The organism is Parashewanella curva (genome assembly GCF_003675895.1).
GTDB classification, from domain to species: domain Bacteria; phylum Pseudomonadota; class Gammaproteobacteria; order Enterobacterales; family Shewanellaceae; genus Parashewanella; species Parashewanella curva.
Genome location: NZ_ML014797.1, coordinates 1 through 13,273 on the forward strand (window position 1 = coordinate 1; position 13,273 = coordinate 13,273).

Genomic DNA, 13,273 nt, shown 5'->3' on the forward strand with positions numbered 1-13,273 from the left:
AGTGAAAGTTCAAGCCCTTTTTCTGCTTTACCGATGGCACCATGAAAGAATTTGGCTAGGCCTTCGGTATGTTTGCCGCTTTTCTTCATAAAGCTAGCATCCATAGCTGCAATGCATTTTGAATGCTTTGGAAGCTGCTGAAAAATCAGGATTTCATTAAAGACAAGAAAGTCGAAAACCCTGTGATACCAGCGAGCGAATCGCTTTTCACTTGAATTACAATATCGGCTCATATTACGAAAGTTAGCCTTACCTTGAACAATAATGAGCATTGAAAGTAGCAAGGCTATAAATGATTTTTGTGGTTTTTTAAAGCTGGACATTTGGCTTAAAACCGAATTTACTAGAGCAATCATGAGCGGTGGTTTCACGAATGTTTTTGCAAACTTTATTCTCGCAAACCCTGCTCATGATTCCGAGTTATTAAGCTCGGTTCTCAAAAACTGTCTGAACTATTGATCAATACTTCGGACAGTTTTTGATTGGTCGTGCCTCAATATTTAGTAAGTCATTGAATTTTAATGAATCTGTGTTTTCAGATTCAATTTATAAAATTTTGTAAATTCAATTACTTATAAAAAGTGTCCGAACCATTGTTGATTATACTTATAAGAAATTAATTTATAGGTTGTTGTGTGACCAAGCTCACATCATTTTTCATAAAAAAATCATACCGTTTTCTCACCAACTGTATTTCCAAATACGTTTCAAGCTAATCCGTTTTACTCTTTTCTTATTATTTTCTCATGGACGAACTTACCACTGAGCGGCATAAATCGCGTTGTTGGAACTTAAATCGACCAAATTTAGAGGAGGGGACATGGGGAATGATTCAAGTGACGATAAAAAGTCTGAATTTCGGGTTTTTATCTTTCTTACCGTGTTTCTTGCACCACTGTTATCGATAGCAATTGTTGGAGGCTATGGCTTCCTAATTTGGATGAGCCAGATTATTTTCACTGGCCCGCCAACAAGTTAAAACTTCAAAAAAATAGCAATAATTCAAAAACAATAAATATTGAGTGAATAAATGAGCATAGAACTTCATGTTTGTAGTTTAGTGGTTCAAGTCAAACCAGAAAAAATGCCAGATGTAAGGCAAGCAATAATGGTGATGAAAGATACTGAGCTATCGGTGAATAATGAGATCAAATTGGTAGTGGTAATTGAAGGAGAAAGACGTAAACAAGTGATGGAGCGCGTTGATGAAATTAATGCCATTCCCGGAGTGATTTCTACCTCAGTCGTTTACCAGCAAAGTGAAGTGCTTGAAGAGGACGAGATATGAAAATGAATCGACGTGAGTTTATCAAGGCCAATGCCGTCATCGCTGCTGCTGGCGCTGCGGGGTTAGCTCTCCCAACAAAGGCAAGTAATCTCATAACAAGCTCCGAATTTACCAAACTTGAATGGAACAAAGCTCCATGCCGCTTTTGTGGTACAGGTTGTTCGGTCATGGTTGCCCGTAAAGAAGGACGCATAGTGGCAACACAAGGTGATCCTGACTGTGAAGTAAACCGAGGCTTGACCTGCATTAAAGGCTACTTCTTATCAAAAATCATGTATGGCGAAGATCGTTTGAAGACACCCATGCTTCGCATGACCAACGGCAAGTTCGATAAAAACGGTGATTTTACGCCAATATCTTGGGATAAAGCTTTCGATATTATGGCTGAGAAGTGGAAAGCCACAATTAAGAAAAAAGGTCCTACTGCGATTGGTATGTTTGGCTCAGGCCAATGGACGGTATGGGAAGGTTATGCGGCTTCCAAATTGATGAAAGCTGGTTTCGGCTCAAACAATATTGATCCTAATGCTCGACATTGTATGGCTTCAGCAGTGGGCGGGTTTATGCGTACCTTTGGTATTGATGAACCTATGGGTTGCTATAACGATATGGAAGAAGCCGACAAGTTTGTGCTGTGGGGCTCTAACATGGCGGAAATGCACCCCATTTTATGGACTAGGGTAACGGATCGGAGGTTAAGTGCTCCTCATGTTCGAGTTGCAGTATTGTCAACTTATCGGCATAGATCCTTTGATTTAGCTGACTTGCCAATCATTTTTACCCCTCAAGCCGATTTAGCCGTTCTCAATTACATTGCTAATTACATCATTCAAAATAACGCTGTTAATTGGGATTTTGTGAAAAAACACGTTAATTTCCGTAAGGGTATGACTGACATCGGTTACGGCTTGCGACCAACTCATCCGCTACAACAGCAAGCGCAAAATGCCGATAAAGCAGGCGCATCTTCTCCATCCAGTTTTGAAGAATTTAAAAAATTTGTAGCTGAATATGATATTGATAAAGCCCATGAAATCTCAGCTGTACCAAAGCATAAATTACTAGAACTCGCCAAATGGTATGCCGATCCTGAAACCAGAATCACGTCATTTTGGACAATGGGAGCCAATCAACATACTCGTGGCGTGTGGTGTAATAACCTTCTCTATAATATTCATTTGCTTACAGGGAAAATTGCGACTCCGGGCTGCAGCCCATTTTCACTCACGGGCCAGCCTTCTGCCTGTGGCACAGCAAGAGAGGTTGGTACTTTCTCTCATCGTTTACCCGCAGATATGGTGGTGGCGAATCCTAAACACCGAGCAATAACTGAAAAAATTTGGAAGATCCCAAGTGGAATCATTCCACCAAAACCGGGTTATCACGCCGTTCTGCAAAATCGGAAATTAAAAGATGGTGAACTGAATTGTTACTGGGTGCAAGTAAACAACAATATGCAAGCCGCACCGAATATGAATGAAGAAGGCTTACCCGGTTATCGCAACCCAGAAAACTTTATTGTGGTATCTGATCCTTATCCTACTGTAACGACACAAGCCGCTGACTTAGTACTCCCAACAGCAATGTGGGTAGAAAAAGAGGGGGCTTATGGTAATGCCGAGCGTCGAACCCAGTTCTGGTACCAAATGGTGCAGGCGCCCGGAGAATCTAAATCGGACTTATGGCAGTTAGTTGAGTTTTCAAAACGATTCATCACTGATGAAGTTTGGCCAAAAGAAGTGTTGGATGCCAACCCAAGCTATAAAGGTAAAACACTCTTTGACGTGTTATATAAAAACGGTCAGGTGGATAAATTCCCGTTATCTGATCGTGCTGAAGGCTATGACAATCAAGAATCTGAAGCGTTTGGTTTTTACATTCAAAAAGGGCTGTTTGAAGAATATGCCACATTCGGTCGAGGCCATGGCCATGACTTGGCACCGTTTGATGATTACCATGAAGCCCATGGTCTTCGTTGGCCTGTGGTTGATGGTAAAGAAACCTTATGGCGTTTTAAAAAAGGCTCAGATCCTTATGCAAAACGAGCAGAATGGGACTTTTATGGCAAGCCTGATGGTAAAGCGATAATTTTTGCACTGCCTTATGAGCCACCTGCGGAGTCACCTGATGCTGATTACGACTTATGGTTGTGTACAGGTCGTGTATTAGAACATTGGCACTCAGGTTCGATGACACAACGTGTACCAGAGCTCTATAAAGCCTTCCCAAATGCAGTGTGTTATATGCATCCCGTAGATGCTAAGAAGCGAGGATTAAGGCGAGGAGATGAAGTTATTGTGCAGTCTCGTCGAGGTGAAACAAAGACTCGAGTTGAAACTCGCGGTCGAAATAAACCTCCTGAAGGTTTAGTTTATGTACCTTGGTTTGACGCAAGCCAGTTGATTAACAAAGTCACACTAGATGCCACTGATCCCATATCCAAACAAACTGACTTTAAAAAATGCGCAGTTAAAGTAATTAAGGCGTGAGGAGCAAGGTCATGAAAACATCGAAAAAATCTTTTGCAAAGATTACGGCTCTTCTTATGTTGACTGGAACTGCATTTATCGCGGTTGGTGCAGTAGCCGAAAAAACCATTCGTGGTGATCATTTTGCCACATTACGTCATGCACCATTAAACACAGAACCTACTCCTCCACCTTTAACCAATGAGAAAGAGCATCATGGTAGCTTGGCGCGAAATTACCCTGCACAAGCTCCTATCATCCCGCATCAAGCACATAAGTATCAAATTAATAGAAAGGTGAATCAATGCTTAAGTTGTCATGATCGAAGCCGTGTTCATGAATCTAAAGCGCCAATGATAGCCATTTCCCACTACTTAACTCGTAATAATCACTTTTTAGCCCAAGTATCACCGCGTCGATATTTTTGTACTCAATGCCACGTATCTCAAGAAAGCTCGACTCCGTTAGTGAAAAACACATTCGTTGATGTTGATAAGTTGGTTGAAGCATCAGCCAATAAAAAACAGCATTAGGAGGTCGTATGATTGAAATACTTAAGAAGGCTTGGCGGATTTTATGCAAACCAAGTGTTCATTACAGTTTAGGCTTTCTAACAGTAGGTGGGTTTGTCGCGGGTATTATATTCTGGGGTGGTTTTAATACTGCACTAGAAGCAACCAATACAGAGAAATTTTGTATCAGCTGCCATGAGATGCGAGATAACGTTTATCAAGAGTTAAAAACCACGATTCACTTTACCAACAGAAGTGGGGTGAGGGCGACCTGCCCAGATTGTCATGTGCCCCATAAATGGACTAATAAAATTGCCCGTAAAATGCAGGCTTCAAAAGAAGTGTGGGGAAAAATTTTTGGTACCATTAATACCAGAGAAAAATTTGAAGCTCACAGAAGAGAATTGGCAGAACATGAGTGGGCGCGACTTAAAGCGAATGACTCTTTAGAATGCCGAAATTGCCATAACTTCAATTATATGGATTTCACCCGCCAGTCTCCAAGGGCGGCAAGAGCTCATTCAACAGCGCTTGCTAGCGGTGAAAAAACCTGCATTGATTGTCATAAAGGCATTGCTCATCATTTGCCAGATATGAAAGGGGTGAAAGGGTTTTAACAATTTTGATAGTAAAAAAGGCTGTTTATTAGCAGCCTTTTTATAACCATTTTATACTATTTAATTCTAATTTAATCTTTAGATTTTGAGTTGTTATATGATGAAATGATTGGTCTTAAGCTCTTAATTTAAATGGGATTAATATAAATATGGCGGTAAAAGCTCCAAGTTTAACTGTGTTACTTGATTTTAACCAAGGAACAAAGAAATTTTCAATAACAGCCGAACAATACCAGGAGCTACAAGCTAAAGTTCCTAAACAGAAAGGTGGTTCAGAAATAATTTATGTTGGTTCTGGTGGCACTTTTCAAGTAACGTTTGTTGGTTCTCGGAACAAGCAGTATGAATTTTTGGAACAAGTCCCCAAGACACAAAAAAATAACAGTGCACCTGAGTATAAATACAAAAAAACCGGTAAGTCTAATAGTTTGCAAGCTGAATTTCTTAAAGCTTTAGCAAGCCCGCCAGAGCAACCAACTCATTTGACTCTTTTAAATAAATCTAGACCTCCTTCTCTTGTCTCAAGTGCAAGTTATGGCAGTTTAGCTGATGCTGAAAAAAGTGGAACTGAAACGCCTAGCAGCCGAAAATCATCACCAATGTCTTCAGATGAAGAAACTACCCCGTTAGGGCCCAGAACTTTTACTATGATTAACGAAGCTAAAGGTCATGGCATACCTACTGCAATTAGCTTTGGACATGGAGCCTCTAAAACCGATAATGATTCTGGCATTGAGATCAGAGTATCAGATGCTGATAGTAATACTTCACTTCCTCGCGAAAGAACTGATAGTGAGAGGAAAGTGGCTAAGGGCTGGAGAAAAGCTGGAGTTGCAAATATTGACTTTTCTAAAGTTCAATTGAGAAAAACAGAAAATGGGGGCAAGAAAAGCTAGCTACAAGTTATAGAGTACTGGATTTTTAGGGGCAAACTCCCTATGATCCGCACCTCTCTATAATTCTCAGTTTGGCTGTAGTGATCATGCTCAAAACTTCATTAAATGTTAAGTCTTCTCAGCTCGTAGTTAACGTGCTTAAATTGGTTCTTGAGCAAGGTAAACCGCTAGACAGAGGCTACTCCATTAGTTTTTCTGGGGTAAAACTTAAGCCAGAAGAGCAAGCAAGAATCACTCAAGTGGTTGGTGATTTGATGCGCCGCTTAAACCTTTACTGCTACCTTGCCAATATCCAACTTCAAGATGCAGCGAAAAACGCTGAACTTCTGATTGTCCTCTGGCACGAGTTTAATGGATTGAACTCTGGTAAGTTACCTAAGGCAAGTCAATTTAAACGTTCTGAATATCAGCATTTGTTGACCAAAGCCAAAAAAGATGAAGTGTTGTGGGATGGTTGTCCAGAGTGGTTAGAAAAAATAGGCACAGAGCAGTTGGGCAAAGCATGGCAGGCTGAACGTAAAGCTTTACTGCAACCAGCGAAACGATACTTGAGAGCAAATCAGTTAAAAACGACTCGTGATGAACTTAAAAAATCCTTGAGCAAAGAAGGCATAGAAACCCGAGTGGTAAAGGGCGTCGATAGTGCGCTTGAGGTCACCTCAAACTCACCATTATTTAAAAGCAAAGCCTTTAAAGCTGGATTATTTGAACAGCAAGATGCTGGCTCACAATTGGTCGCCGGGGCGGTTGATGCCAAACCGGGAATGAGAGTGGTGGATGCATGTGCAGGCGCTGGTGGTAAAACGCTTCATCTTGCTGGACAAATGCAAGGTAAAGGGCGTTTGCTGGCAATGGACGTTGAACAATGGAAACTGGATGCGTTGAAGGACAGAGCCAAGCGTGCAGGTGCCCATAATGTCGAAACCCGTATCATTGCCAGCTCAAAAACCATTAAACGCCTTAAGCTTACTGCTGATAGAGTGTTATTAGATGTGCCTTGTTCTGGTTTAGGAGTATTAAAACGTAACCCTGATTCAAAGTGGCGTGACACGTCTGAACGCTTACCTGTATTGGTTAAACTTCAAGAAGACATTCTGCAAAGTTACAGCCGTATGGTAAAAGTAGGTGGTATGTTGGTTTACGCTACTTGTTCGATAATGCCCGAAGAAAATCGTCAGCAAGTGGATAAGTTTTTAGCTAATAACCCGCATTTTACATTTATTGAAGATGAAAACATTACACCTGCTAATACTGGGTTTGATGGGTTTTATCTAGCCAAAATGGAACGGATTTCAGAAGGGGCTTAATCATATATGAGCCAAATGAAGTTCATCTCTTGCTGAATAGGTTACGCCTTTTGTATCTTCATTCGGTAACAACTACAAAGATATCGTTTGGTTGCAGAGGGTACATAGTGATTGGGTTTAACCCCAAACCGTGATCCATCATTTGTTCTATCTGATTAAAATTGAACACTTGAGTTATTCTTGCTGCACCTTGTTGGTTGTTATGGATAACAAATGTTACTTTTTTACCTTGTGAAAGTGCGTTTAAATGCTCAATGATTGCGCTTTTTCTATGCTCCATTAACTCATCAATACAAGATAGATTGACTATTTGGGCTCGTATTGAATGCAACAGCTGAACAACGGTATCTGCATTTTTTGAGGCCGTTTTTTTGTATTGTTCTAACGCTTTGGGGATATTATTTTCAGTTTGTTGATAAAGGTGGTTGAGCTCGTGTGATATATCTATGGTTAATTCATTCTTTAATTGCTCTAAATGATTCATTTCAGTATTTGCCAGCATCAATAATTCTTGTTGGGCACTTTGTTTTTGTACTGGAAGCATAGATAGTAATTGTGATTTTGATTGTAGGTTTTCACGCAATGAAATCAGCTGAGTGTATAGTGAAGCTGCAGCCTCTAAATTAACTGGCTTACTCTTAATAAGTTGTTGAATTTGTTTTTTGAGTTCTTCCATTTTCTTTTCATAAACGGAAATTGAAAGGTCTTGTTCGAGGGATTGTTGAATCTGTTTTTCGAATATTTTTAACTTTGTTTTTAATTCCTCAATAGTATGATTTGCTCCTTTCTCGGCAAATTGCTGCACGTTTTCAGCAGAAGGTGTGGTAAAAGCATCTTTGCTATAAGGAGGCGGAGGTGTTGCTGTGACCATAAAGGGGGCAGTTGGAAAGCCTGTGAATTCTTCATTGTATGGCGGAAATAGGTCATTGATATCTGATTCAGGTGATTGAGGAACCTGTTCGGATAATTGAGCTTGTGGTGCATTAATCACTTCAGGCTTTGTTTCTTTTATCGATTTTCTTGAAAGATGAATATCATGTTGTGCTATTAGCCAAAATGCCCATGCTTGAGCTTGACGGGAATTAATTTTTACTTCGAATTGCTTTAGTTCAGAGTCTTGAAAGGCTCTGTGTGCGGAGGTTAAAACGATTGCTTTCGTTGGAAATGATGAAGGTCTAGAAAGTGTTAGTTCTAACCCCTTGAAGTGAAAGTGTGATATGTCCGCATTACCCGATGCAAATACAGCAACCAAGTATTGATGAAGAGGATCTGAGAAGGATAATTTCTTAATTTTCTGTTTTTTTTCATCGAGGGGCGTTTTATTCTCGGTGACGATTTTGGATATTGACTTTAATACAACGAACCAACTTTTTAATTGAGGTGTATTGAGGGCTGAGGCTACTTCTTGAGCCTCTTTGAGAAAAAGCTCTCCACTTTTATCATCTTTCTGTTGTTTGACAGACCATGAACGCATCCCAGGCTTTAGAGCGTAGTGAGTCTGCTTAATTTCAAGAGTAAACTCGCGAGCAGAAGGATTTCTAAGATAAGCGCCTGCAATTTCAGTTAGGCATTTTGAATACGCTAAAGAAGGTTTTTCAGGACAAGCTGCAGCCATAATGACTCCTTGAATTGAAAAGCTCAAATAACCAATTATTAGATATTTATACTCGTGATACTTGAAGATGCAGCAACTTTCAGGGCTTATTCAGCGTTGCATTATTCGAGGCGTGAAAGTGCAGAACTAGCGGGCTAATTCAAGCTTTCACAACAAAGAAGAATCAATGCTGAAAAGCCCACGTAGTGCGAGTTTAATTGCCATTTATACTGCGTTACTTTCCTTTGTAATAGAATAACTATTACTACAGGTAAGTGCCTTGCCTAAATGACAATTAATCAATTAATTCTCGCTGAAATCCTGCATCTTCAGGTATCACGAGTATATTTAAACATTAAGGAGTTAATTTTTGGGGGCAAGAATTAAAGCAAATACGATATAATATGGAGTTATTATCGGTGCTTAAGTTAAGCTTGAGGTGAAGTGTAATTATATTTTTCAGTATACACTATACATATCAAGTTCTTACATTCAGCAATTGTTATTGAGAATTATCTCATGATAAATGTTAATAAATCAGTCTATAGGTTGAAGGTGAGTTTATGCCAAAAGCATGCGCAAGACACATTTTGGTAAAAACCAAAGAAGAAGCGGAAAAAATCAAAAAAGAATTATCTAAAGGGGCTGATTTTGGCAAGTTGGCGAAAAAGTATTCTACGTGTCCATCCAAAAAACGTGGTGGTGATCTTGGTGAGTTTGGCCCGGGCCAAATGGTTAAAGCCTTTGATAATGTCGTATTTAAAAAGTCTGTATTAGAAATTCATGGACCTGTTAAGACCAAGTTTGGCTTTCATTTGATTCAAACGGTGTACCGTTCTTAAAGGGCGTGTTCCAATCATAAATTTCATCGAAACTCACTCTAGGGTGTGTTGATCTTTCGTGATTGTTTTTGCAGCGATAAATTGGTTATCTTATGCAAGGCGGAGTTTGTGACGTGTGGTTGCTCCACATAAACAAACGATAACGCAGCAGAAGTGACCAATTTACGCTGTCTTCGATGCTTTTGAGCACTTCCTGTTCTGTGTTGTGACCAGTTTAATTAGATGGCTAAGCTTCACTGCTCACGCCTTGAACAGAAAAGTGCTCAAATAGCACAAAATTTAATCCTGAAAGATCAACACGCCCTAATAGGTTATTCTAAAATCTACTAACTACAGGTCTTGGGCTTAGATTTAACATAAGCACAAATCGAATTGCCGGGTGTAGATTACCTTTAGTATTTTGTTCCAATTCCTCTTTAGTTTTTGGTTCCCATTACTGCCCAACTTCTTTAGGAAGTTCCCCTGCTTTATTGGGTATTTCAGTATTCGCACCGTGTTGTTCTAGTAACCGAATCATCTCAAAATCTTTACTTTGGTGGGCAAAATGTAATGGCGTATTTCCTATATGAATAGTGTGTGCTTGCAACTGCCTATCTTTATTATCTCGACGTAGAAATAGCTTAACAATATCATGTTGCTTATTTTGAACGGCTAGCATAAATGGTGTAATGCCAACATTATTTCTGGGTATAGAGATCACGTTACGGCTTAGGATTTTTTCAACAATATCTACAGCACCACAATATGCAGCATAGTGAAGGTATGTATATCCGTGGGTAAATCTTCTGTTCAAGTTTGGCTTAGGTTGCATCAGTTCTTGTTCAACGGCGTAAGAAACGAGGGTTTTAGCCGCAGACTCGTCAGCTACAATATCTAATGGTGTGCTACCGCTTATATCTTCAGCTGTAGCGTCTGCTCCCGCCTCTAAAAGTATTGTTAATAATTCTTTCGCGCCTTTCACCTGTTCATTGATGCATAAAACTAAATGATGTAATGCTGTATGATTGTTTCTATCACGGTAATTAATGTCAACAGTGTCTGTGTGTAATATTTCATTTGCTCTGATGAAATCACCTTGCTGTATTGCAGATAAAAGTTGTTTGTGTGGTGATGCCCCCCTCGAATGTTCTAACGTCTTTTTTATTACTTTTTCTGCTTCAGTGTTACCCGCTCGCTCACGTAATGGGTTGCAACCAAATAAAGTTTCGGCCACTTTAAACTTGAGCTTTTGAAAAACAGTAACGGGTCTATCAGTAGTTAAAAAGTTTAGTATTACTTCAGGGCCACACAATACGACATAGCGCTCACTATCTTGGCAAACAAAATATCTAGACTGACCCATTAAACCATTGTCTTTGGTTAAGTAAAAACTATTTGGAAACCTAACTCTACTCCCCCTTAATTCAATAAGCTGCTGGTGATTTTGAACGAGTTTAGAGTGTGCATCAAAATCGGTAACTGCAGTTAATGGTTTTTCTTGAACGGACATAGAGTGGGACCAGTTGAAAATTTTATATAATGATACTTTTTTAACCAAAAATAAGACAAGTAATATGAACGAAATTTCATAGAGATTGATTATCTATGTAGAAGTGTATGTTCCGGGAGAAAATGCGTTCACCAGACTTCGGTAAAAGATACCCCATAAAAACAATAACCCTAGAAAGTAAAGATAGACATCATAGGTTTGCATGGCTCTAACCTTAAGTTTCATATAATTGTATCGAAGCAATTCAACGTTATTTGATTTGAGTTGATAGATTAGTCCATCTTTATGCCAGATTGAGATTTCTAAATCTGACCTTAAAGTTCGAGCGATATTCTCACATTTGTTTTTATTTATTCCGAGAGCTAAAAAAGTGTCTTGATAAGAATTAATACGTAAATCGTAGTATGTTTGGATATAACCTTTTTCATCCTTAATTGTTTCAACTTTACATACGGCAGATTGTATTTGTGTATTATATTGATGGATATTTGATAGGCTAGAAACAGTATACTTGTTGATTACAAGACCAAGAGTAATGATGTTAATTAAGAAAAATATCCCAATAAAAAGCTTACGGTAAGCCCCTGAACCTTCTGAAGAAAATTCAATGGCAAAACCGAGCTCATACCCTTCATAGTCGGCATACTTATCCTCTTCTATTGCTTTGTGCACCGTTTTAAATTGTTCAGTCTTTTTTCTTTTTTCAATTTCATCACAAAGGGCTTGAAATCGTTCGGGGTAATTTTCTTTATCAATATTGCTATAAACATCAAAAAGTTCTTCTGTTGAATATTTTGAATAATCAATAAACACTTAGTTTCCATGTGGTTGCTCGTTTTATGGTATTTTACAATGTAAAAATTATCGCTGAGTGTCAACCTCAAAGTGCTTTTCTTTAATTAGTTCAACTTTTATATAGCCTCATGCTTATATTCTCTACTTTTAGCAAAATCACAGGCATGTTATTAATGGCAGTAGAATGTAACCCAGTAACCCGATTAGAGGCTGAACTACTAGCGTACTCCCATGGGCTTGAAGTTAATTTGGATGAAGGCTCCGTTGTGACATTACGCACATTGGTTATGCCTGCTTTATATGGACAAGCGCAGCAAGGAAATTCAATCAGTTTTAATGTACGGGTAATTCAATTGGTAGGAGAAGGTGAAGACGTTGAGAGTGAGGCTTTCGATTTTATAGCATTTTTTGAATCACCTATTACCTCACATGTTTATCCAGAACGTAAAGAGCAATATGTCGACCAACCTATGTCTCGCAGGGTACAAATATTAAATCAATGTTTATCTAAACACATTCAAGGTTTTTTACCACAACCAAGCTTGCCCCCTGAGTTAGCTTCATTTTTAAAACCTGATGGAGTAGATGTTCAGATTTCAAAGCTTAATGATTTATTTTCATTACCTTGTGGAATACAAAATACTTCAACCTCAGTAGTAGCCTTTGATGCTGATGAGGTCATTTGCACAAGAGTTTTCCAAAATGATTCAAAACGTGAATTTACATTTGTTGAACCAGAATTTCTTTCTTTTATTGCTGAATTCAAAAAGAAGTTTGATGAAGTATTTGTGATGATTTTAACACATGCAACAGTGGATGGCTTTAAGTTTAAAGTTGACTCCTTAGCATCACGAGGCTTCACAACTGACTGGTGTAACGGTGGAGTTAAAATGGATGCTTCATGGTTTCAAGACGAAAAGCGCCCAAAAGGCGAGCTGTTATTAGAGCATTTAAGAGAAAAAGCCATCATACCATCGCAACTCGTTGTTATTGACGATTTATCGGATAACTTAAGAAGCATAAAAAGTGTTTTTCCAGAAAATTCGATAATGGTTCAATATATGTCCGGTATTAGAAAAAAGGTCAATAATTTAGTTGAGCACCACCGTGCAACTCATAGAGCTGAACTGACTAAATATTTAGGCTTACCATGTTTTGTTAAGCAATATAAGCAGTTATTAGCATTTGAAGTAAATCAAAAAGTAAAGCTACAGATTGAGGAAACCTAAAACACATTTACTTAGGGCGTGTTGATCTTTTAGGATTAAATTTTGTGCTGTTTGAGCACTTTTCTGTTCAAGGCGTGAGCAGTGAAGCTTAGCCATCTAAGTGAGCTGCTCACAACAAAGAACAGGAAGTGCTCAAAAGCATCGAAGACAACGTAAATTGGTCACTTCTGCTGCGTTATCGTTTGTTTATGTGGAGCTACCACACTTCACAAACTCTGCCTTGCATAAGATAACCA

12 protein-coding genes and 1 pseudogene are annotated in these 13,273 nt (G+C 38.9%); 9 read left to right on the forward strand and 4 right to left on the reverse strand.

Annotation, left to right across the window (positions count from 1 at the left end; translation table 11 throughout):
* Window positions 1-323 (reverse strand): annotated as a pseudogene (locus D5018_RS14420) (hypothetical protein); the annotation flags it as partial.
* 497 nt (window positions 324-820) lie between these two features.
* Between D5018_RS14420 and D5018_RS14425 the strand changes: the two are divergent.
* The 7 genes from D5018_RS14425 (at window position 821) to D5018_RS14455 (ending at window position 7,088) form a co-directional block, all read left to right on the forward strand.
* The gene (locus D5018_RS14425) at window positions 821-979 is read left to right on the forward strand and encodes a periplasmic nitrate reductase, NapE protein (RefSeq protein WP_121839706.1); all 159 of its coding nucleotides are present in this window, start codon (window positions 821-823) and stop codon (window positions 977-979) included.
* Window positions 980-1,030: 51 nt separating this feature from the next.
* On the forward strand, window positions 1,031-1,288 hold the full coding sequence (locus D5018_RS14430) for a chaperone NapD (RefSeq protein ID WP_121839707.1): 258 nt from the start codon (window positions 1,031-1,033) through the stop codon (window positions 1,286-1,288).
* 2 nt (window positions 1,289-1,290) lie between these two features.
* Window positions 1,291-3,777 carry a nitrate reductase catalytic subunit NapA gene (napA, locus tag D5018_RS14435; RefSeq protein ID WP_121839728.1) on the forward strand — a complete coding sequence of 829 codons (2,487 nt, stop codon included), beginning with the start codon at window positions 1,291-1,293 and terminating at the stop codon, window positions 3,775-3,777.
* A gap of 11 nt (window positions 3,778-3,788) precedes the next feature.
* Window positions 3,789-4,289, forward strand: coding sequence for a nitrate reductase cytochrome c-type subunit (locus tag D5018_RS14440; RefSeq protein WP_121839708.1), 501 nt, complete (start codon window positions 3,789-3,791; stop codon window positions 4,287-4,289).
* 8 nt (window positions 4,290-4,297) lie between these two features.
* The gene (locus tag D5018_RS14445) at window positions 4,298-4,885 is read left to right on the forward strand and encodes a cytochrome c3 family protein (RefSeq protein WP_121839709.1); all 588 of its coding nucleotides are present in this window, start codon (window positions 4,298-4,300) and stop codon (window positions 4,883-4,885) included.
* Between the two features lie 149 nt (window positions 4,886-5,034).
* The gene (locus tag D5018_RS14450) at window positions 5,035-5,781 is read left to right on the forward strand and encodes a hypothetical protein (RefSeq protein WP_121839710.1); all 747 of its coding nucleotides are present in this window, start codon (window positions 5,035-5,037) and stop codon (window positions 5,779-5,781) included.
* Window positions 5,782-5,867: 86 nt separating this feature from the next.
* A complete protein-coding gene (locus tag D5018_RS14455) occupies window positions 5,868-7,088 on the forward strand; it encodes an RsmB/NOP family class I SAM-dependent RNA methyltransferase (RefSeq protein WP_121839711.1) in 1,221 nt (406 codons plus the stop codon).
* Between the two features lie 58 nt (window positions 7,089-7,146).
* Here D5018_RS14455 and D5018_RS14460 read toward each other — a convergent pair whose 3' ends face one another.
* Complete coding sequence (locus D5018_RS14460) at window positions 7,147-8,703, reverse strand: sensor histidine kinase family protein (protein ID WP_121839712.1); 1,557 nt, start codon at window positions 8,701-8,703, stop codon at window positions 7,147-7,149.
* Between the two features lie 542 nt (window positions 8,704-9,245).
* Between D5018_RS14460 and D5018_RS14465 the strand changes: the two genes are divergently transcribed.
* Entirely contained in the window at window positions 9,246-9,524 is a 279-nt protein-coding gene (locus tag D5018_RS14465) for a peptidylprolyl isomerase (protein ID WP_121839713.1), read from the forward strand.
* Window positions 9,525-9,957: 433 nt separating this feature from the next.
* Here D5018_RS14465 and D5018_RS14470 read toward each other — a convergent pair whose 3' ends face one another.
* Both D5018_RS14470 and D5018_RS14475 read right to left on the reverse strand, forming a co-directional pair.
* Window positions 9,958-11,013, reverse strand: a complete 1,056-nt coding sequence (locus tag D5018_RS14470; protein WP_121839714.1) for an ankyrin repeat domain-containing protein — start codon at window positions 11,011-11,013, stop codon at window positions 9,958-9,960.
* Window positions 11,014-11,106: 93 nt separating this feature from the next.
* Window positions 11,107-11,826, reverse strand: coding sequence for a hypothetical protein (locus D5018_RS14475; protein WP_121839715.1), 720 nt, complete (start codon window positions 11,824-11,826; stop codon window positions 11,107-11,109).
* A gap of 155 nt (window positions 11,827-11,981) precedes the next feature.
* On the opposite strand from D5018_RS14475, the gene D5018_RS14480 reads away from it, so the two are divergent.
* Window positions 11,982-13,037, forward strand: a complete 1,056-nt coding sequence (locus D5018_RS14480) for a hypothetical protein (protein WP_121839716.1) — start codon at window positions 11,982-11,984, stop codon at window positions 13,035-13,037.
* Window positions 13,038-13,273: the final 236 nt, after the last annotated feature.